15 protein-coding genes are annotated in these 19,541 nt (G+C 70.5%); 11 read left to right on the top strand and 4 right to left on the bottom strand.

The window, feature by feature from the left end:
• The first annotated feature begins 9 nt into the window (after positions 1-9).
• A complete protein-coding gene (gene pruA, locus JEQ17_RS14900; protein WP_200395709.1) occupies positions 10-1,641 on the top strand; it encodes an L-glutamate gamma-semialdehyde dehydrogenase in 1,632 nt (543 codons plus the stop codon).
• 198 nt (positions 1,642-1,839) lie between these two features.
• On the opposite strand, the gene JEQ17_RS14895 is transcribed toward pruA, so the two are convergent.
• Together JEQ17_RS14895 and JEQ17_RS14890 are read right to left on the bottom strand one after the other, a co-directional pair.
• Positions 1,840-3,762, bottom strand: coding sequence for a glycoside hydrolase family 97 catalytic domain-containing protein (locus JEQ17_RS14895; protein WP_200395708.1), 1,923 nt, complete (start codon positions 3,760-3,762; stop codon positions 1,840-1,842).
• A 153-nt stretch (positions 3,763-3,915) separates the two neighbouring features.
• Positions 3,916-4,863: an NADP-dependent oxidoreductase gene (locus JEQ17_RS14890; RefSeq protein ID WP_200395707.1), complete on the bottom strand. Its 948-nt coding sequence runs from the start codon at positions 4,861-4,863 to the stop codon at positions 3,916-3,918.
• A gap of 142 nt (positions 4,864-5,005) precedes the next feature.
• On the opposite strand from JEQ17_RS14890, the gene JEQ17_RS14885 reads away from it, so the two are divergent.
• Together JEQ17_RS14885 and JEQ17_RS50485 are read left to right on the top strand one after the other, a co-directional pair.
• Positions 5,006-5,545, top strand: a complete 540-nt coding sequence (locus JEQ17_RS14885) for a GNAT family N-acetyltransferase (protein ID WP_200395706.1) — start codon at positions 5,006-5,008, stop codon at positions 5,543-5,545.
• Positions 5,546-5,861: 316 nt separating this feature from the next.
• Positions 5,862-5,990 (top strand): hypothetical protein, encoded by a 129-nt coding sequence (locus tag JEQ17_RS50485; protein ID WP_260695433.1) that lies wholly within the window; start codon positions 5,862-5,864, stop codon positions 5,988-5,990.
• A 14-nt stretch (positions 5,991-6,004) separates the two neighbouring features.
• On the opposite strand, the gene JEQ17_RS14880 is transcribed toward JEQ17_RS50485, so the two are convergent.
• Complete coding sequence (locus JEQ17_RS14880) at positions 6,005-7,588, bottom strand: purple acid phosphatase family protein (RefSeq protein WP_200395705.1); 1,584 nt, start codon at positions 7,586-7,588, stop codon at positions 6,005-6,007.
• 142 nt (positions 7,589-7,730) lie between these two features.
• Between JEQ17_RS14880 and JEQ17_RS14875 the strand changes: the two genes are divergently transcribed.
• Both JEQ17_RS14875 and JEQ17_RS14870 read left to right on the top strand, forming a co-directional pair.
• The gene (locus tag JEQ17_RS14875) at positions 7,731-8,774 is read left to right on the top strand and encodes a 3-isopropylmalate dehydrogenase (RefSeq protein ID WP_189843633.1); all 1,044 of its coding nucleotides are present in this window, start codon (positions 7,731-7,733) and stop codon (positions 8,772-8,774) included.
• A 254-nt stretch (positions 8,775-9,028) separates the two neighbouring features.
• Complete coding sequence (locus JEQ17_RS14870; RefSeq protein ID WP_200395704.1) at positions 9,029-10,117, top strand: branched-chain amino acid aminotransferase; 1,089 nt, start codon at positions 9,029-9,031, stop codon at positions 10,115-10,117.
• An 89-nt stretch (positions 10,118-10,206) separates the two neighbouring features.
• Here JEQ17_RS14870 and JEQ17_RS14865 read toward each other — a convergent pair whose 3' ends face one another.
• Entirely contained in the window at positions 10,207-11,649 is a 1,443-nt protein-coding gene (locus tag JEQ17_RS14865) for a cytosine permease (RefSeq protein WP_200395703.1), read from the bottom strand.
• A gap of 151 nt (positions 11,650-11,800) precedes the next feature.
• On the opposite strand from JEQ17_RS14865, the gene ureA reads away from it, so the two are divergent.
• The 6 genes from ureA to cimA all read left to right on the top strand — a co-directional run bounded on the left by ureA (position 11,801) and on the right by cimA (position 19,389).
• Positions 11,801-12,517 carry an urease subunit gamma gene (gene ureA / locus JEQ17_RS14860; RefSeq protein WP_200395702.1) on the top strand — a complete coding sequence of 239 codons (717 nt, stop codon included), beginning with the start codon at positions 11,801-11,803 and terminating at the stop codon, positions 12,515-12,517.
• Positions 12,514-14,250, top strand: a complete 1,737-nt coding sequence (locus tag JEQ17_RS14855) for an urease subunit alpha (RefSeq protein ID WP_200395701.1) — start codon at positions 12,514-12,516, stop codon at positions 14,248-14,250. The genes ureA and JEQ17_RS14855 overlap by 4 nt, the downstream gene beginning before the upstream one ends.
• Before the next feature lie 41 nt (positions 14,251-14,291).
• The gene (locus JEQ17_RS14850) at positions 14,292-15,332 is read left to right on the top strand and encodes an agmatine deiminase family protein (protein ID WP_200395700.1); all 1,041 of its coding nucleotides are present in this window, start codon (positions 14,292-14,294) and stop codon (positions 15,330-15,332) included.
• A gap of 121 nt (positions 15,333-15,453) precedes the next feature.
• Complete coding sequence (locus JEQ17_RS14845) at positions 15,454-16,059, top strand: TetR/AcrR family transcriptional regulator (protein WP_200395699.1); 606 nt, start codon at positions 15,454-15,456, stop codon at positions 16,057-16,059.
• A 122-nt stretch (positions 16,060-16,181) separates the two neighbouring features.
• Entirely contained in the window at positions 16,182-17,450 is a 1,269-nt protein-coding gene (locus JEQ17_RS14840) for a TolB family protein (RefSeq protein ID WP_200395698.1), read from the top strand.
• Positions 17,451-17,748: 298 nt separating this feature from the next.
• The gene (gene cimA / locus JEQ17_RS14835) at positions 17,749-19,389 is read left to right on the top strand and encodes a citramalate synthase (protein WP_200395697.1); all 1,641 of its coding nucleotides are present in this window, start codon (positions 17,749-17,751) and stop codon (positions 19,387-19,389) included.
• The last annotated feature ends 152 nt before the right edge of the window (positions 19,390-19,541 follow it).

The raw sequence follows: 19,541 nt of genomic DNA, 5'->3' as shown, positions 1-19,541 counted from the left end.
ACGGAACTCATGGACGCTGTGACCCAGGTCCCCACCCCCGTCAACGAGCCGGTGCACGGCTATGCCCCCGGCTCTCCCGAGCGCGCCCGCCTGGAGTCCAAGCTCAAGGAGCTCGCCGAGAACCCGGTCGACCTGCCGATGACCATCGGCGGCGAGAAGCGGATGGGCGGCGGCGACCGCTTCGACGTCGTGCAGCCGCACAACCACAAGGCCCGCCTCGGCACGTACGCGAACGCGACCCAGCAGGACGCCCAGGACGCGATCGACGCGGCCCTCGCCGCCGCGCCCGCCTGGCGCGCGATGTCCTTCGACGACCGCGCCGCGATCATCCTGCGCGCCGCCGAGCTGCTGGCAGGACCGTGGCGCGAGACGCTCGCCGCCTCGACGATGCTCGGCCAGTCGAAGACGGCCCAGCAGGCCGAGATCGACTGTCCCTGCGAGCTGGTCGACTTCTGGCGCTTCAACGTGAAGTACGCCCGTGACCTGCTCGCCGAGCAGCCGCCGGCCAACTCGCCGGGCGTCTGGAACCGCCTCGACCACCGCCCGCTCGAAGGGTTCGTCTACGCGATCACGCCCTTCAACTTCACGGCGATCGCGGGCAACCTGCCGACCGCGCCCGCGCTGATGGGCAACGTGGTCGTGTGGAAGCCGTCGCCGACGCAGACCCACGCGGCCGTTCTGCTCATGCAGCTGCTGGAGGAGGCCGGTCTGCCCAAGGGCGTCATCAACCTCGTCACCGGTGACGGCATCGAGGTCTCCGAGGTCGCCCTGGAGCACCGCGACCTCGCCGGCATCCACTTCACCGGCTCGACCAAGACCTTCCAGTACCTGTGGAAGACGGTCGGCAACAACATCGAGAAGTACCGCACGTACCCCCGCATGGTCGGCGAGACCGGCGGCAAGGACTTCGTCGTCGCGCACCCGAGCGCCGACCGCGCGGTCCTGAAGACGGCCCTGACCCGCGGCTCCTTCGAGTACCAGGGCCAGAAGTGCTCGGCCTCCTCGCGCGCGTACGTCCCGGCCTCCATCTGGAACTCCGGCTTCAAGGAGGAGTTCGCGGCCGAGATCGACGGCATCACGATGGGTGACGTCACCGACCTGTCGAACTTCATCGGCGCCGTCATCGACGAGCGCTCCTTCGCCAAGAACAAGGCGGCGATCGACCGGGCGCACGCCGATCCGTCCTGCACGGTCGTCGCGGGCGGCACCTACGACGACTCCGTCGGCTACTTCGTCCGCCCGACCGTCGTCGAGTGCTCCGACCCGGCGAACGAGGTCTTCACGACGGAGTACTTCGGTCCGTTCCTCGCGGTGCACGTCTACGAGGACGACCAGTACGACGAGATGCTGGCCCAGATGGAGTCGGTGTCGGACTACGCGCTCACCGGCTCGGTCATCGCGGGCGACCGCGCGGCCGCCGCGTACACGATGGAGAAGCTCCGCTACGCCGCTGGCAACTTCTACATCAACGACAAGTCGACCGGTGCCGTCGTCGGCCAGCAGCCCTTCGGCGGCGGCCGCGCGTCCGGCACCAACGACAAGGCGGGCGCCCCGCAGAACCTGATGCGCTGGACCCTGACCCGCGCCATCAAGGAGACCCTGGTCCCGCCGACCGACTACCCGTACCCGCACATGGGCTGAGCCCGTACCCGCGCACGGGCCTGGTCCCGTACGCGCCCACGAGCCGAGGCGTCCCCGTACACGGGCCGGCGTCTCACTGAACCGCCCCCGCCCCGGACGCATCCCTCCGGGCCGGGGGCGGCGTGCGTCGTGCCGACGGACCGTGGCCCTGCCTCCGCACGGAGACAGGGCCACGGTCCACGTCATGGACGTGCGGTGTCAGCGGTCGCAGCTCGTCCTGCCCGGGTACCAGTGGCAGGCCAGCGCGGCGAAGCCGCCGTCCGCCACGACGGGCACGGTGAGCGAGGCGCCGCCGCGGACGACGTGCGGTTCGCGGACCAGGCCCGACGGGCCGTCGGTCACGGTCTCGACGAGCCACTTGCCCGCGCCCAGACGCATGGGTACGTCCACGCTGTGGGCCGCCCCCGCGAACGTGCCGCCGATGAACCAGCGGCCGTCGGGCGCACGGCGGGCCAGGACCGCGGAGCGGCCGGGATCGCCGGTCAGCAGCCTGGTCTCCTCCCAGCCGCTGGGCAGTTGCTCCAGATAGCGGCGGGCCTCCGGACGGGCCTCGTACGACTCAGGGGTGCCGGCGAGGTTCTGGATGCCGGACTCGTAGAGGACGGTCAGGCCCAACTCACCCGCGTCGGAGCCGACGTTGGGGCGGAAGGGGCGGTGGAAGGCACCCGGCGTGAAGTCCATGGAGCCGATGACGTTGCGGGTGTAGGGGAGCGCGGCCAGCTGCTCGGGCGTGTTGTTGCGCTTCTCCTCGCCGCCGACGCCCTCCAGCGTCATGACGTGCGGCCAGGTGCGCTGGATGCCCTTGGGGATCGTGGAGCCATGGAAGTTGACCATCAGGTGGTGCTTCGCGGTGGCCGGCAGGATCTCGTCGTACCAGGCCATCCGCTCCTGGGACTCGGAGTCCATGAAGTCGATCTTCACGCCCTTGACGCCCCAACGCTCCAGTGTGGAGAGCCACTTCTCCCGTTCGACGGGGTCGACGAGGAGCGAGTAGTGGAGCCAGACCTGGATCTCGACGCCGCGCTCCTTGCCGTAACGCACCAGCTCCGGCATCCAGTTGTTCGTCTGCCAGTCGGGGTCGATGACGTCCCACTCGCCGGGCTTGTAGTACCAGCCCGCGTCGACGACCTCGTACGGCCAGTCGCGCTGGGCCGCGTAGTCGACGTACTTCTTCTGCGCCTCCAGGCTCTGCCCGGCCTCCTTGCCGCCGGCGAGCCAGGTCCACAGGGCCGGGCCCGGCTTGATCCAGGAGGTGTCACGGACACGGGACCTGGGGGCGAGGTCGTCGGTGAAGGTCGACTCGGTGACGGTCGGCAGATCGCCGGTGACCACCGCGCGCCAGGGCGTGGTGAGCCTGCCGGACACCTGGATCGGCTCGTCGTTCCACGGGCTCACGCCGAACGTGGACGACCCTGCGGCGTGCGTGAGGTGGGAGCCGGCGTAGCTGCCGGTCAGGTCCGACTCGGCGACGAGGGCGTAGCCGCCGTCCGTCTTGAAGAGGGCCTGCATCGAGTACGTGCCCGCCGGTACCGCGGCCGCCGACGGGTAGCGGACGAAGGGGAGTTCGTTGTCCCGGCGGTAGGCGCTGATGACGGGCTCGGTGGTGGCGGGGAAGGTGAAGGCGGAGGCCTCGCGCACGACGTCGCCGTGGTCGTCCGGCAGGACGTAGCGATAGGCGACGCCGTCCGCGGCGACGCGGGTCAGCAGGTCGATACGCGCGCCGTCCGCCGTACGGAAGCGGAAACGGGACTCGGTCATCCGGACAACCCGCTTGTGCGACTTGCCCGTCGGGACGGTGTAGCGCTCCGAGACCGTGCGGTCGGAGCGGCCGGTGAGGGTCAGGTCCCGGGAGAAGTCGGCCTGTTCGGTGACGAGGCCGACGGGGGACGGTTCGAGGACCGTACGGCCGGCGCGTCTCACCGCCAGGGTCGGGCTGCCGTCGGCCGGGTCGAGGGAGACCACGGCCGAGGGGGAGCCGTGCGGACCGCGCACCTCCCAGGACGTGTGCGGGGTGGATGCCGCGGGAGCCTCGGCACGGGCCGGAAGCGTCGCCGCGGTGGTGGCGAGGAGTGCGGAACAGAGCGTCAACACGATGGTGCGGGCCCGGGGTTGGACCGCCATGTGGAACCCCTCCTGTCGCAGTCATCCGATGACTGGTCGATGAATGTGAGAGTGGAGGGGGTATTGGGGCATGTCAAGGAATCTGACAGCATCAGACATCGGATTGCTGATGCGTCATTCAGTAAGAGAGGATCACTCGGGGCAGTGCGCGGCTCACTCCGGAAGGCTGAGGACGATCTTTCCCTTGGTGTGTCCCGCCTCCCCGAGCTCATGGGCCTTGGCCGCCTCCGCGAACGGCAGGACCGCGTCCACGTGGATACGCACCCGGCCACCCGCCAGCAGCGAGGCGATCTTCGCCAGACGCATGCCGGACGGTTCCACCCGCACGACCGCGAAACGCAGCCCGCGCGCCTCGACGTCCTCGGCCGACAGGCCCGTGTCCCCCGGGAGGGCAGAGACCAACAGCCCTCCCGGGCGAAGGGTGTTGAGGGTGCGCGGACCGTAGTCGCCGCCGATCAGGTCGAGGGCGACATCCATGTCCCGTACAGCCGTGGCGAAGTCCGTCGCCGTGTGGTCGACCGGCTCGTCCACACCCAGGTCGCGCAGGAACTCGTGCTTGTCCACCCGGGCCGTGCCGACGACGTACGCGCCCTCCGCCTTGGCGATCTGCACCGCCGCGTGACCGACGCCGCCTCCTGCCGCGTGGACCAACACCCTTGTGCCCGGGCCGACCCGGGCGAGGTCGATCAGCGCCTGCCAGGCGGTGAGGGTCGCCGTGGGGGCGCCCGCCGCGTGGACGTGGTCCAGGGTCGACGGCTTGGCCGCGAAGTGGTCGGCGGGGGCGGCCACATGTTCCGCGTACCCACCGCCCAGGACCTTGCCGAAGACCTCGTCGCCGGGCCGGAACCGGGTGACGCCCGCCCCGGCCGCCTCCACCACACCGGAGACATCGTTGCCGAGGACGAACGGCGGTTCCCCGAAGAGCGGCGCGGTGCCCGAACGCACCAGCCGGTCAACGGCGTTGACGCCCACCGCACGCACCCGTAGCAGAACCTCCCCCGGACCGGCGACGGGCCGCTCCCGTTCCTCGATCTCCAGAACCTCAGGACCGCCGAAGCGGTGCTGGGTGATCACACGCGTACGCGGAAGTGCGGTGGTCATCGGGTCTCCCTCCCGAAGCCGGCTTCACGGACCGCTCGGCCCCCATCGTGCTCCCGCGGCCCGGCTTCCGCAGCCCGCGGAATCGGCATCGACAGCGGAATCAGGACGAATACCGGGGCGATGGCCATCCGATACTGATGCGATGACCATCCGACTGCGCACCGCCCACACGGCGGACCTCACGCCCGCCGAACTCCGCGCCGCCCGCACCCTCCTGGACGACGCGTTCGAGGGCGACTTCTCCGACGAGGACTGGGACCACGGGCTCGGCGGGGTGCACGCCCTCGTGCACGACGGGGCCGGACTCGCCGCCCACGGCTCGGTGGTCATGCGCAGGGTGCTGCACCGGGGCCGCTCCCTGCGCACGGGGTACGTCGAGGCGGTCGCCGTCCGCGCGGACGTACGCCGGACCGGCCTCGGCGGGCAGATCATGGCCGCGCTGGAAGGGATCGTCGACCGCGCGTACGCCCTCGGCGCGCTCTCCGCGAGCGAGGAGGGTGCCGCCCTCTACACGGCCCGCGGCTGGCAGGTCTGGCCGGGCCGGATCTCCGCCCTCGGCCCGGACGGCGTCGTGCGTCTCCCCGACGAGGAGGGCACCACCTTCGTCCGCCCCGCCTCGTCCGGCCCTCTCGACCCGTCCCGCGACCTGACCTTCGACTGGCGCGACGGCGATGTCCTCTAGAGATGTCCTCCAGGGAGACAAATGTAAAAAGCGCAGGTCAGCGCGGTGCGACCCGATGTGTCGTCTCAGATAGTAGGAAGTCCGACTAACTGTGGAGACAGATGCGCGGTCCTCACTTAGCTTTGTAGGAGCCGAACGTCTCGCTCGACCAAGCGAATGGCGGTCGTGAGCCGGAGCCCTTTGCAGGCAACCCCTGCGGCACCCGCTCCCCGGCCCATCTGGGGCCCCTCCCACGCCCTTTAGGCAGTGGGGGAGTCTCGTAAATCCCTCATCGCACTTCCGGCGGCCGCTGCCGGAGGCAAGGAGTCGATTCATCATGGCCGAGACGACCGCCCGCCGAGTCCGTCACGTCTCCCGTTCGAGCGAGTCCGACCGCAAGAACGCCGCCGCCGCGCTCCAGCGCGCCCTCGACCGCAGGGACAACGGCGGCTCGACCGGGCACTGAGCCCGGCCCCTGCCTCACGCTCCGCGTCGCACCTCGAAGTAGTCGATGCGCTTGCCGCTCTGCGCCAGCGCCGACACCTTGAGCTTCGGGGCCGCTCCCGCCTCCGCCTCCACGGAGAGGAAGGAGTAGCCGGTGTACCGAACCCTCGACCACTCCACGGTGTCGGGGTTCTGGTCCTTCGACTTCGTCCAGTGGTACGTCTGCACGGACTCGCGGTCGGCGATCTTCCCCTCGTAGCTGTCCTTCACCCCGGCGGGGAAGTGGTAGAGGCTCTTGCCCGCCCCGCCCGCCGTGACGTACACGATCCCGTCCCGCGTCGGATCGGTCGACGCGCCGACGGGCACGCGCCTGCCCACCTTGCCGCCCTTGATGGCGTCGGTCCGCTCGTACACGTGGTTGTGCCCGTTGATCACCAGGTCCACCTGGTGCTTGGTGAACAGCGGCAGCCAGGCGTCGCGTACGCCGCCGTCCGAGGCGTGGGTCGACGTCGAGTACGTGCAGTGGTGGAAGAAGACCACGATGAAGTCGACCTGCCCCCGCAGTTCACCGAGCCGGGTGTCGAGCCAGGCCGTCTGCCTACCGTCCGAGTAGCCCTTGTTGGCGGGGATCTCGTACGACACGTCGTTCGCGTCCAGCGCCACCACCCCGACGTTGCCGTACGTGAACGAGTAGACGCCCGGGGAGTTCTTCGCGTCGAAGCCGTTGTCCGGGAGGGCCCAGCGCGCGGACTGCCCGCCGTACCCGTTCGGGGAGTACCAGGCCTCCATGTCGTGGTTGCCGGTCGTCACCATCCACGGGACGGACCTGGCCACCGGCTCGGTCTGCTTGAGGAACAGGTCCCAGGTGGTGGGGGCGTAGTAGTCCGACTTCTTGCCGTGTCCCGTGTCGTCGGCGTAGCAGATGTCCCCCGCGTGCAGATGGAAGGACGGCTCCCGGCCGAGGATCAGCCGGTCGTTGGCGAGCGCGTCCGGGGTGACGCCCTGGTCGCCGAACGCGGTGAACACGAACGTCTCGGGGCGGGCGGGCGCCGTGGTGAACGAGCCGACCGTGGAATGCCGTTCCTTGGACGCCGGGTCGAAGCCGTCGTGGCCGACGCCGTAGTAGTACGTCGTGCCGGGGCGCAGCCCGTCGAGCGCCGCGTGCAGGTAGTACTGCTCCACCGCGAGCCGCTGCCCCTCCACCTCCGGGGTGTGCAGGTCGCGGACCTCGGCCTCGATCTTCCGGCTCAGCTCCCACGGCTTCAGCCCCACACGCACGTACGGCTTCTTCACCGGGAGCGGTACCTGCCACGAGATCCGCATCTGGGTCTTCGGGTCCGCGCCGAAGGCGAGGTGGCGGCCGAAGGGGGCGACGACGGAGCCGTTCACCCCGCGGGTGCCGGTGGGCGTGGACGTGGCGGACAGGGGCGAGGCCGTCCGGTCCGCCGTGTCCGTACCGGAGCCCGAGCCGGAGCAGCCGGTCAGCAGCCCGCCTGCCACCGCTCCCGCGGTCACCAGGGCGCGGCGCCGCGAGTACTTCGTCCGCAGGTACTCGTACTGCTCCGCCATGCTCATCCGGCGTGCGAGCTGCGGCGGGATGCCGACGTCGGGAGTGTCCATGCTGGTGAACTTCCCAGCGTGTCCCAACAACCGCCATACGTACGGGTGAACGGGAGCCGACAGATTGATGCGCGGCCGTCCGGTGGTGTCCGTATCGCGGACTCCCCATGTCATCCCGTGGGACGAGGAGTAGGGTGCCGACATGTCTCGCAGCCTCAATCTCGCAGTGATCCCCGGTGACGGCATCGGCCAGGAAGTCGTGGCCCAAGGCCTGAAGGTCCTCTCGGCCGTCCTTCCGCAGGATGTGAAGCTGGAGACCAAGGAGTTCGACTTCGGCGCCAAGCGCTACCACGCGACCGGTGAGACCCTCACCGAGGCCGACCTCGACGCCCTGAAGAAGCACGACGCCATCCTGCTCGGCGCGATCGGTGACCCGAGCGTGCCGTCCGGTGTCCTGGAGCGCGGCTTCCTGCTCAAGCTCCGCTTCGCCTTCGACCACCACGTCAACCTGCGTCCGTCGAAGCTCCTTCCGGGTGTCGCCACCCCGCTCGCCGGCCAGCCGGAGATCGACTTCGTCGTGGTCCGCGAGGGCACCGAGGGCCCGTACACGGGCAACGGCGGCACCATCCGCAAGGGCACCGAGCACGAGGTCGCCACCGAGGTCTCCGTGAACACGGCCTTCGGTGTGGAGCGCGTCGTCCGTGACGCCTTCGCCCGTGCCCAGGCCCGCCCGCGCAAGAAGCTCACGCTGGTCCACAAGAACAACGTGCTGACCTTCGCGGGTCACCTGTGGACGAACGTCTTCAACAAGGTGGCCGAGGAGTTCCCCGAGGTCACCACGGACTACATCCACGTGGACGCCGCGACGATCTACCTCGTCACGGACCCCGCCCGCTTCGACGTGATCGTCACCGACAACCTCTTCGGCGACATCATCACCGACCTGGCCGCGGCCGTCTCCGGCGGCATCGGTGTCGCCGCGAGCGGGAACATCAACCCGTCCGGCGAGTTCCCGTCGATGTTCGAGCCCGTGCACGGCTCGGCCCCGGACATCGCAGGTCAGGGCAAGGCCGACCCCAGCGCCACCGTCCTGTCCGTCGCCCTCCTGCTGCGCCACCTCGGCCACGAGTCCGAGGCCGCGCGCATCGAGGACGCCGTCTCCGCCGACCTCGCGGAGCGCGTCGGCAAGCCCGCCCGCAGCACCGAGGAAATCGGCGACGCGCTCGCCGTACGAGTAGCCGGCTGACCCTGCCGCGCCACTCGAACTCTCGAAGCCGCCGGGTCTCTCAAGCACCCGGCGGCTTTTCTATGTCCCCGCCGGGTGTCACCATCATCCCCTGGGTCGCATTCACGCCCTTTTCGTCCATGGCCCCGCACGCGCGATAATCGAACGCGGAGCCGCGGAATGAGGGAATGCTCGGACGTCCTAACACCGGCCACTGGCAGGTACAGGCGTGAGCGCGGCCCGTCACACACGAAACCGGTGAAGGACATCTACTCATGACGACGCCCACGATCGAGCTCAAGCCCTCGGCCTCGCCACTCTCCGGCGCGGAGCGCGAGGCCATCCTCGCCAACCCCGGGTTCGGCCGCCACTTCACCGACCACATGGTGACGATCAAGTGGACCGAGGGCCGCGGCTGGCACGACGGCCAGCTCACGCCGTACGGACCGCTCTCCCTGGACCCGGCGACCAACGTCCTGCACTACGCGCAGGAGATCTTCGAGGGCCTGAAGGCCTACCGGCAGCCCGACGGTTCCGTCGCCACCTTCCGCCCGGACCGCAACGCCCTGCGCTTCCAGTCCTCCGCCCGGCGCCTGGCCATGCCCGAGCTGCCCGTCGAGACGTTCATCGAGGCGTGCGACACGCTGGTCCAGCAGGACAAGGCATGGGTGCCCGCGCACGGCGGCGAGGAGTCGCTCTACCTGCGCCCGTTCATGATCGCGAGCGAGGTCGGCCTGGGTGTGAAGCCCGCCAACGAGTACCTCTTCCTGGTCATCGCGTCCCCCGCCGGCGCGTACTTCCCGGGCGGCGTGAAGCCCGTCTCGATCTGGCTCTCCGAGGACCGCGTGCGCGCCGTCCCCGGCGGCATGGGCGACGCCAAGACCGGCGGCAACTACGCCGCGTCCCTGCTCGCCCAGGCCGAGGCCGCCTCGAAGGGCTGCGACCAGGTCTGCTACCTCGACGCCGTCGAGCACAAGTGGGTCGAGGAACTGGGCGGCATGAACCTGTACTTCGTGTACGGCGACAAGATCGTCACGCCCACGCTGACGGGCTCCATCCTGGAGGGCGTCACCCGCGACTCGCTCCTCTCGGTCGCCCGTGACCTCGGCTACGAGTCCGAGGAGGCCCGCGTCTCCATCGACCAGTGGCAGCGCGACGCCGGGAACGGCAGCCTGACCGAGGTCTTCGCCTGCGGCACGGCGGCGGTCATCACCCCCGTCGGCACGGTCAAGCGCTCCTCCGCCGAGTGGCAGCAGTCCGGCGGCGAGCCCGGCGAGGTCACCCTCAAGCTCCGCCAGGCACTCCTCGACATCCAGCGGGGCGTGACGAAGGACCAGCACGGCTGGATGCACAACCTGGGCTGAGACCCCGGCTCGGCGGTTACTTTGCCGTCCGGACCCAGTGGTTGCGTTGCGTGAGGCCCGCTCCCTGCATCGGGGGCGGGCCTTTCGCGCTACGAGGAGACCGAGGCCCGCCGGGTCTCCGTCCCCGAGACCTCCGAGGGCACAGGCGGCTGAGGCGAGCGGGCCGTCAGAGCCAGGTACGCGGTGCCTCCGACCAGCCCCGACAGCAGGAAACTGCAGTCCACCCCGCCGGTCAGCGTCAGCAGCGGGCCCTCGTACGACGGGAGGGACACCGCGAGCAGGCCGGTGACGGCGCCCAGGGTCCACGACAGCGTGGCCGGGATGTTCCAGCCGGCCGAGTACCAGTAGATCCCGCCCCGGGAACGGCGGTTGAAGACCTGGAGGGCGTCAGGGTCGTACATACCGCGGCAGCGCACGAAGCCGATGAGTGTGATGACCGCCCATGGCGTGCCGATCGCGGTCAGCAGCAGTACGAAGGACGTCATCGCGTCCTGGGCGCTCGACGCGTAGTGGCCGACGAAGACGCAGGCCGTGGCGACGACGGCGACCGTGTACGTGGCCCGGGTGCGGGAGGCGCGCGGGAGGATCGCGTCGAGGTCGAGGCCCATCGAGTACAGCATCAGACCCGCGTTGCCGACCGACCCGGCTGAGGCGGCGAGCAGGAGCGGGACCAGGTACCAGCCGGGGGCGGCGGAGACCAGCGGGCCCGCGTAGTCGAGGGCCGCGCCTGCCGCGTACGCCGTGAAGGTGCCGAAGAGCTGGGGGACCAGCAGTCCGGCGGTCAGGCCCAGCCAGGTCGCGCGCAGGACCGTACGCGAGGAGTGCCGGGCGGGCGAGATGTAGCGCGTGTAGTCGCCGAGCAGCGTGATGAAGGCGACCGGGCCCGAGAGACCCGCGGCCACCGCCGCCAGCAGCCACGTCGGCCAGAAGCCGCCGAGCAGATACCCGCCCGCCTCCGGCAGCGCGGAGGTCGTGAAGTGCGGCGCGTACGCGAACACCCCGAGGACCAACAGGGCCGTCATGCCCACCGCCAGGATCCGGGACATGCGAAGCAGCACGCGATAGCCGTACACCGCGCCCGCCACGGTGGCCGCCGAGAGCAGGGCGTAGACCAGCGCGTACGAGAGGTCCGAGGCGGGCAGTCCGAACAGGCGGTGCAGTACGCCCACCATCACGTCGCCGCCGATCCACACGGTCAGGGCCGTGTAGCCGAGGGCGAGCAGCAGCCCGACGACCGAGCCGACGAGTCGGCCGCGGACGCCGAACTGGGCGCCGGACGACGTCGAGAGGTTCGTCGCCGTGCGCAGGGAGACCAGCGCGAGCGGAGCCGTGAGGGCCGTGCCGACCAGCGTGCCCACGACGACCGACGTGACGGACGACCACCAGTCGAGCCCGAACGACGGCGGCAGCCAGCCGAAGATGATCACGCCGAGGCAGAGGTTCGAGCCGAGCAGGATCGAGACCAGGTCCCGGGGACCGCTCGTCCGCTCCTCCTCCGGGATGGTGTCGACTCCGTGTTGTTCCACCGGCATGGCAGGTCCCCTTCGATCGGCCCCTTGCGCCCCGCACTTTAGAGCGACGTTCAATGTGCCGGGTTCGCAATCGTCCGTCAATGGTTCCGTTCCATGAAGCTCATGGTTAGAGTGATGCTCTAAATCGTGTGACGCAAGGAGGTGTCGCGGCGTGAGACTGACCCCCACGGAACGTGACCGGCTGCTCCTGTTCGGGGCCGCCGAGCTGGCGCGTGCCCGCCGCGCGCGCGGCCTCAGGCTCAACGTGCCGGAGGCGACCGCGCTCATCGCGGACACCGTCTGCGAGGCCGCGCGCGACGGACGGCGGCTCGCCGAGGCCATCGATGCGGCCCGGGCGGTGCTCGGCCCCGACGACGTGCTGCCGGGCGTCGCCGACATCGTGACCGAGGTGCATGTCGAGGCCGTCTTCGACGACGGCTCGCGGCTCGCGGTCGTGGCCGACCCCATCGGCGGCGGGCTGGGGGAGCGGGCCCCCGGGGCGCTGCTGCCCGGGCCCGTGCACGCCGAACCCGAGGCGGTCGTGCGGCTCGCGGTCACCAACACCGCCACCGTGCCCGTCTCCGTCACCTCCCACTTCCACTTCTTCGAGGCCAACCCGCGGCTCGACTTCCCCCGCGCGGACGCCTACGGGATGCGGCTCGCCGTGCCGGCGGGGTCGTCGGTGCGGTTCGGGCCGGGCGAGCGTGTCGAGGTCGGGCTCGTACCGGTCGGGGGCGAGCGGATCGCGATCGGGTTCGCCGGGCTCGTGGACGGCCCGCTGGACGCGCCGGGCGCCAAGGAAGAGGCCCTGCACAGGGCGGCGGCCTGCGGATATCTGGGAGCCGCGGCTCCCGAGGGCGGGTCTCAGGATCGGGGAGCGACACGATGAATCCGTACGAGTACGCCGCCACCCACGGTCCCCGGGCCGGCGACCGCGTCCGCCTCGGCGACTCGGGGCTCACGATCCGCGTCGAGTCCGACGACCAGCGGTACGGCGACGAGTTCCTCGCCGGGTTCGGCAAGACCGCACGCGACGGGCTGCACCTCAAGGCCGCCGCTGTCCGCGAGACCTGTGACGTCGTCATCAGCAACGTGGTGGTGATCGACGCGGCGCAGGGGATCCGGAAGGTCTCCATCGGCATTCGCGAGGGGCGGATCTGCTCCATCGGCAGGGCCGGGAACCCCGACACCCTCGACGGCGTCGACGTCGTGGTCGGCACGGGCACGTCCATCGTCTCCGGGGAAGGGCTGATCGCCACCGCCGGAGCCGTCGACACGCACGTCCACCTGCTGTCGCCGCGGGTCATGGAGGCCTCGCTCGCGTCCGGCGTGACGACGATCATCGGCCAGGAGTTCGGGCCGGTGTGGGGCGTCGGAGTCAACTCGCCCTGGGCACTGCGGCACGCGTTCAACGCGTTCGACGCGTGGCCGGTCAACATCGGCTTCCTGGGCCGGGGTTCGTCCTCCCACGAGGCGCCGCTCGTCGAGGCCCTGGCCGAGGGCGGAGCGTCCGGCTTCAAGGTCCACGAGGACATGGGCGCCCACACCCGCGCGCTCGACACGGCCCTTCGGGTGGCCGAGGAGTACGACGTCCAGGTCGCCCTGCACAGCGACGGGCTGAACGAGTGCCTGTCCGTCGAGGACACCCTGCGCGTCCTCGAAGGCCGCACCATCCACGCCTTTCACATCGAGGGCTGCGGCGGCGGGCACGTACCGAACGTGCTGAAAATGGCGGGAGTTCCGAACGTCATCGGCTCCTCCACCAACCCCACCCTGCCGTTCGGCCGGGACGCGGTCGCCGAGCACCACGGGATGATCGTCTCCGTCCACGACCTCAAGACCGACCTGCCCGGCGACGCGGCGATGGCCCGCGACCGGATACGGGCCGGGACGATGGGTGCCGAGGACGTGCTGCACGACCTGGGCGCGATCGGCATCACCTCGTCGGACGCGCAGGGGATGGGGCGTGCGGGGGAGACCGTGCGCCGGACGTTCGCGATGGCCGGGAAGATGAAGGCGGAGCTGGGGCCCCTGGACGGGGACCTCTTGGGGAACTCGGGCGGCCCGGCCGGCTTCGGGGGTTCCGGCGGTTCCGACGACTCGGGCGACGACAACGCGCGTGTCCTGCGCTATATCGCCAAGCTCACCATCAACCCCGCCATCGCGCACGGCCTCGCCCACGAGGTCGGCTCCATCGAGACCGGCAAGCTCGCCGACATCGTGCTGTGGCGCCCCGAGTTCTTCGGCGCGAAACCGCAGCTCGTGCTCAAGTCCGGCTTCCCGGCGTACGGAGTCGTGGGCGACCCGAACGCGGCGACCGACACCTGCGAACCCCTGGTCCTCGGACCGCAGTTCGGGGCGCACGGCACCACACCCGCGGACCTCTCCGTCGCCTTCGTGGCACGGGCCGCGCTCGACCAGGGCAACGACGGCATGCCAACACGCCGCCGTCGCGTGGCGGTTCGCGGCACCCGCGGTATCGGTCCCGCCGACCTGCGCCTCAACTCCCGTACCGGGACGGTCGATGTGGACCAGCGCACCGGCCTGGTCACCCTCGACGGCGACCCGCTGCGCTCCGAGCCGGCCGACTCGGTCTCCCTCAACCGCCTGTACTTCCTGTGAGAAACCCGACGAGGACCGACGAGGACCCGATGAGGACCCCCATGAACAAGCCTGCCGCCGACGGCTTCCGCATGCCCGCCGAGTGGGCCCCGCACGAGCGCACCTGGATGGCGTGGCCGGGCCCCAACCACACCTTCGACAACCCGGAGGACCTCGCCGGGTCGCGTGCGGCGTGGGCGGCGGTGGCCCGTACGGTCCGGCGCTTCGAACCGGTGACCGTGGTGTGCGGGCCGGGGCAGTCCGCGGCGGCCAGGGAACTCCTCGGCCCGGACATCGACACCGTGGAACGGGCACTCGACGACGCCTGGATGCGCGACATCGGCCCCACCTTCCTCATCGACGGGAAGGGCGAACTCGCCGCCGTGGACTGGACGTTCAACGGCTGGGGCGCCCAGGAATGGGCCCGCTGGGAACACGACGCCAAGATCGCGGCGCATGTGTCGGACCTGGCCGGGGCACGGACGTACGCCTCGAAGCTCGTCAACGAGGGCGGCGCGATCCATGTGGACGGCGAGGGCACGGTGCTGCTCACCGAGACCGTGCAGCTCGGCCCCGAGCGCAACCCGGGCTGGACGAGGGAGGAGGTGGAGGCGGAGATCCATGCCCAGCTCGGTACGAGCAGGGCCGTCTGGCTGCCGCGCGGACTGACCGGCGACTATCCCCCGCACGGCTACGGGACGCTCGGCCATGTCGACATCGTCGCCGCCTTCGCCCGGCCCGGAGTCGTCGTCGCGCACTCCCAGCCGGACCCGGCGCACCCCGACCACGAGGTGTCGAAGGAGATCATCGGGCTGCTCAGGGCACAGACCGACGCCCGGGGCCGCCGGATCGAGGTCGTCGAGGTCCCCGCCCCGACGGTCCTGGAGGCGGACGGCCACTGGGTCGACTACTCCTACATCAACCACTACCTCTGCAACGGCGGAGTCGTGCTCTGCGGCTTCGACGACCCGCGCGACGAGATCGCGGCCGGGATCTTCCGGCGGCTGTTCCCCGAGCGGGCCGTGACGCTGGTGGACGCGCGGGCGATCTTCGCGGGCGGCGGCGGCGTCCACTGCATCACGCAACAGCAGCCGAGGGCCTGACCGCGGCCGCGGTCAGGTAGAACGTACGGGTGAACGTACTGTCCTGTGCCGCCCGCGACCATCGGCCGACCGATCCTGCCGTCGAGACCGTCGAGACCGTCGAGACCGTCGGGGCCGTCGCGTGACTACCCGTCGGCGCAACACCGCCCCGCCCCGCGAGGACGTCCTAGCCGTGGCGATGGACATGATCGCCGAAAGCGGTCTGGAGAAGCTCACCATGGCGGCGCTCGGCCGCGAGGTCGGGATGAGCAGCGGTCACCTCCTCTACTACTTCCACTCCAAGGACGAGCTGCTGCTGCGCACCCTGGAGTGGAGCGAGGGGCGGCTCGGCGCGGAGCGCGGCCGGCTGCTCGCGCGGGCGGCTCCGGCGCGCGAGCGCCTCGACGCGTACGTCGACCTGTACGTGCCCGACGGCCACCGCGACCCGCACTGGACCCTCTGGCTGGAGGTCTGGAACCGCTCGCAGAACGCCGACGAGGACGCCCGCGAGCGACAGGCCGCGATCGAGGGCGCCTGGCACCGCGACCTCGTGGCGCTGCTGGCGGAGGGCGTGTCGCGCGGGGAGTTCCGCCCGGTGGACCCGGACCGTTTCGCGTCCCGGCTGAGGGCCCTCCTCGACGGCTTCTCCATCCACGTGGCCATCGGACTGAGGGGCACGGACCGGGGCCAGATCCTCGGCCACGTACGGGAGTTCCTGGACGAGGCACTGGCTCGCTCGGACACCTGAGAACCCGTCCAGGTTGTACTCAATTCGGCTGATTGACCCCGTGTCAGTGGTGAGCTTGTATCCCTGTGGGCCCCTGGCATCGGGCCGGGGGAGATGCGACCAACGGGACACACGGGGGAACCATGACCAATGCAAGGAGACTCGCGCTCTGCGCCGCCCTGGCCGCCGCACTGACCGGCGCGGCCCTACCGGCCACCGCGTCCGCCGCACCGCCCGTTCCCGGCACCGAGAAGGTCAGCGTGGCGCCCGACGGGGCCGACGGCGACCGCGGGTCGGGCGTCAGTGACCTGAGCGCGAACGGCCGCTACGTGGCCTTCACCTCGCAGGCCGCCAACCTCGTGGCCGGCGACACCAACGGCGCGACCGACGCCTTCGTGCGCGACCTCAGGACCGGCGTCACCAGCAGGGTCAGCACCGCCGCCGACGGAAGTCAGGGCGACGGGGCTGTCGAAGACCTCTCGCTGAGCGCCGACGGCCGCTATCTGGCGTTCAGTTCGACCGCGACCAACCTGGTGCCCGGAGACACCGGCGGTCGCCGGCACGTCTACGTGAAGGACCTCCGCACCGGCGCCGTCGAGCGTCTCGACGACGAGCAGGCGCCCGGCTACGACACCGGGCGCCAGCCCGCGATCAGTGCGGACGGCCGCTATGTCGTCTTCGCCGCGAGCCGTTCGGAGGGTTCCTCCGAGCACGACCAGCACGCCCGGGTCTACCGCGTCGACCGCAGGACCGGCACTGCCGTCAGGGTCAGCCAGGCGCCCGATCCCGGGCGGTGGCGATCGGTCACGAACCTGTCGATCAGCGCGGACGGCACGCGCGTCGGCTACCAGTTCTTCGTCCCGTTCCCGACGAGCGGGGACTGGAGCGACATCTACGTCCGCGACGTACCCAGCGGCAAGCTGTGGCAGGCGGACAAGGCGCCGGACGGAGCCGTCCCGGACGCCCAGTCCGAGTATCCGGCCGTCAGCTCCGACGGCCGGTACGCCCTCTTCCGCTCGCTCGACTCCAAGCTCACCCCGGGCGACACCAACAACGGCCAGAACATGTTCTTCCGCGATCTGGAGACCGGATCGATCCGCCGGATCGACGCCGCCGACCCGGCCGCGTGGACCGTGTCCGGCGCGCTCAGCGCCGACAACCGCCACCTCGTCTTCGGCTCGGTCGACCCGGGGGATCCCGGCCACACACAGCGTGTGTACGTACGTGACCTGCGCACCGGTGCCACCAAGCTCGCCAGCGTCGACACCGCCGGGGGCGGTAACGACGAGTCCGCGACCGATCCGGTGATCGACGCGCACGGCCGCAGTGTCGCCTTCGACTCCTACTCGGCCGACCTGGTGCCGGGCGACACCTGGGACAGCCGGCACGTGTTCGTACGCCACCTGCGGTGATCAACCGAGTGCTCGCATCCTGAGACGGACGGTGAGCACGGGGGCGGTATGTGCCAGACTGCCTCCGTGCTCTCGTTCGCCATGATTATTGGCAGCAGGCGCGCCGGTCCGCAGTGACCGCACCGTACGACCACGTACGGGCGGCCACCGTCGTCCTGACCCGCGCGCAGACCTCTCGCACCCGCGAGAGGTTTTTCTGTTTCCTGGCCCACCTTCAGCCGGGACCGGAGCGCGAGAGATCATGGACGGTGGAGCCGGTCATTCCGGTAGACCGAATCCGATACAGGAGCCTCAAGAGATGACGGACGCAACCGACGAGAATCGCGACTCCTCCCGTCGCGGCCCCTCCCGAGTCGACGACGCCTTCCACGTCTTCGACACGACGCTGCGCGACGGTGCGCAGCGAGAGGGCATCAACCTCACCGTCGCGGACAAGCTGGCCATCGCACGGCACCTGGACGACTTCGGGGTGGGCTTCATCGAGGGCGGCTGGCCGGGGGCCAACCCGCGCGACACCGAGTTCTTCGCCCGCGCCCAGCAGGAGATCGACTTCAAGCACGCCCAGCTCGTCGCCTTCGGCGCCACGCGCAGGGCGGGCGGCAGGGCGAGCGAGGACGCGCAGGTCAAGGCGCTGGTCGCGTCCGGCGCGCCCGTCGTCACGCTCGTCGCCAAGTCCCACGACCGGCATGTCGAGCTGGCGCTGCGCACGACCCTCGAAGAGAACCTGGAGATGGTCCGCGACACCGTCTCGTATCTGCGTGAGCAGGGCCGCCGCGTCTTCGTCGACTGCGAGCACTTCTTCGACGGCTACCGCGCGAACCCGCAGTACGCGAAAGCCGTCGTCCGGGCCGCCTCGGAGGCCGGCGCCGACGTGGTGGTGCTCTGCGACACCAACGGCGGCATGCTGCCCGCCCAGGTCCAGGCCGTCGTCGCCACCGTCCTCGCCGACACCGGCGCACGCCTGGGCATCCACGCCCAGGACGACACCGGCTGCGCCGTCGCCAACACCCTCGCCGCCGTCGACGCGGGCGCGACCCACGTCCAGTGCACGGCAAACGGCTACGGCGAGCGCGTCGGCAACTCCAACCTGTTCCCGGTCGTCGCCGCCCTCGAGCTCAAGTACGGCAAGAAGGTCCTCCCCGAGGGCGCGCTCTCCGAGATGACCCGCATCTCGCACGCGATCGCCGAGGTCGTGAACCTGACCCCGTCCACGCACCAGCCGTACGTCGGTGTCTCGGCCTTCGCCCACAAGGGGGGCCTGCACGCGTCGGCCATCAAGGTCGACCCGGCCCTGTACCAGCACATCGACCCCGAGCAGGTCGGCAACACCATGCGGATGCTGGTGTCGGACATGGCCGGCCGCGCCTCCATCGAGCTCAAGGGCAAGGAGCTCGGCGTCGACCTGGGCGGCGACCGTGAGCTGATCGGCCGGGTCGTCGAGCGGGTCAAGGCGCGCGAGCTCAAGGGCTACACCTACGAGGCCGCGGACGCCTCCTTCGAGCTCATGCTCCGGGAGGAGGTCGAGGGCAAGGCCCGCAAGTACTTCGAGGTCGAGTCCTGGCGTGCCATCGTCGAGGACCGGCCCGACGGCAGCCACGCCAACGAGGCCACGGTCAAGCTCTTCGCCAAGGGCGAGCGCATCGTCGCCACGGCCGAGGGCAACGGGCCGGTCAACGCGCTCGACCGGGCGCTGCGTGTGGCCCTGGAGAAGATCTACCCCCAGCTCGCCAAGCTGGAGCTCGTCGACTACAAGGTCCGCATCCTGGAGGGCAAGCACGGTACGCAGTCCACGACTCGGGTGCTCATCTCCACGTCCGACGGTGCGGGGGAGTGGTCGACGGTGGGCGTCGCCGAGAACGTGATCGCGGCGTCCTGGCAGGCCCTTGAGGACGCTTACACGTACGGGTTGCTGCGCGCGGGCGTGGAACCGGCGGAGTAGACCACCGGGGAGTTTTCTCGCCCCCGCCGCCCCTACCCATTCCCGTCCCTTACTCAGGGGCTCCGCCCCCGAACCCCCGCATCGCGCTGACGCGCTCGTCCTCAAACGCCGGACGGGCTGAAAATCAGCCCCTCCGGCGTTTGAGGAGCGGG

Origin of the sequence: Streptomyces liliifuscus, assembly GCF_016598615.1 — a bacterium.
In the GTDB taxonomy this organism is placed as follows: domain Bacteria; phylum Actinomycetota; class Actinomycetes; order Streptomycetales; family Streptomycetaceae; genus Streptomyces; species Streptomyces liliifuscus.
This window is presented reverse-complemented; position numbering and strand designations above follow the sequence as displayed.

Bases quoted from the DNA above. Each gene is read 5' to 3' on its own strand.
- pruA (WP_200395709.1), top strand. From the start codon at position 10: ATGGACGCTGTGACCCAGGTCCCCACCCCCGTCAACGAGCCGGTGCAC.
- JEQ17_RS14855 (WP_200395701.1), top strand. From the start codon at position 12,514: ATGAATCCGTACGAGTACGCCGCCACCCACGGTCCCCGGGCCGGCGAC.
- JEQ17_RS50485 (WP_260695433.1), top strand. From the start codon at position 5,862: ATGGCCGAGACGACCGCCCGCCGAGTCCGTCACGTCTCCCGTTCGAGC.
- JEQ17_RS14870 (WP_200395704.1), top strand. From the start codon at position 9,029: ATGACGACGCCCACGATCGAGCTCAAGCCCTCGGCCTCGCCACTCTCC.
- cimA (WP_200395697.1), top strand. From the start codon at position 17,749: ATGACGGACGCAACCGACGAGAATCGCGACTCCTCCCGTCGCGGCCCC.
- JEQ17_RS14840 (WP_200395698.1), top strand. From the start codon at position 16,182: ATGACCAATGCAAGGAGACTCGCGCTCTGCGCCGCCCTGGCCGCCGCA.
- JEQ17_RS14875 (WP_189843633.1), top strand. From the start codon at position 7,731: ATGTCTCGCAGCCTCAATCTCGCAGTGATCCCCGGTGACGGCATCGGC.
- JEQ17_RS14865 (WP_200395703.1), bottom strand. From the start codon at position 11,649: ATGCCGGTGGAACAACACGGAGTCGACACCATCCCGGAGGAGGAGCGG.
- JEQ17_RS14885 (WP_200395706.1), top strand. From the start codon at position 5,006: ATGACCATCCGACTGCGCACCGCCCACACGGCGGACCTCACGCCCGCC.
- JEQ17_RS14890 (WP_200395707.1), bottom strand. From the start codon at position 4,863: ATGACCACCGCACTTCCGCGTACGCGTGTGATCACCCAGCACCGCTTC.
- JEQ17_RS14850 (WP_200395700.1), top strand. From the start codon at position 14,292: ATGAACAAGCCTGCCGCCGACGGCTTCCGCATGCCCGCCGAGTGGGCC.
- JEQ17_RS14880 (WP_200395705.1), bottom strand. From the start codon at position 7,588: ATGGACACTCCCGACGTCGGCATCCCGCCGCAGCTCGCACGCCGGATG.
- JEQ17_RS14895 (WP_200395708.1), bottom strand. From the start codon at position 3,762: ATGGCGGTCCAACCCCGGGCCCGCACCATCGTGTTGACGCTCTGTTCC.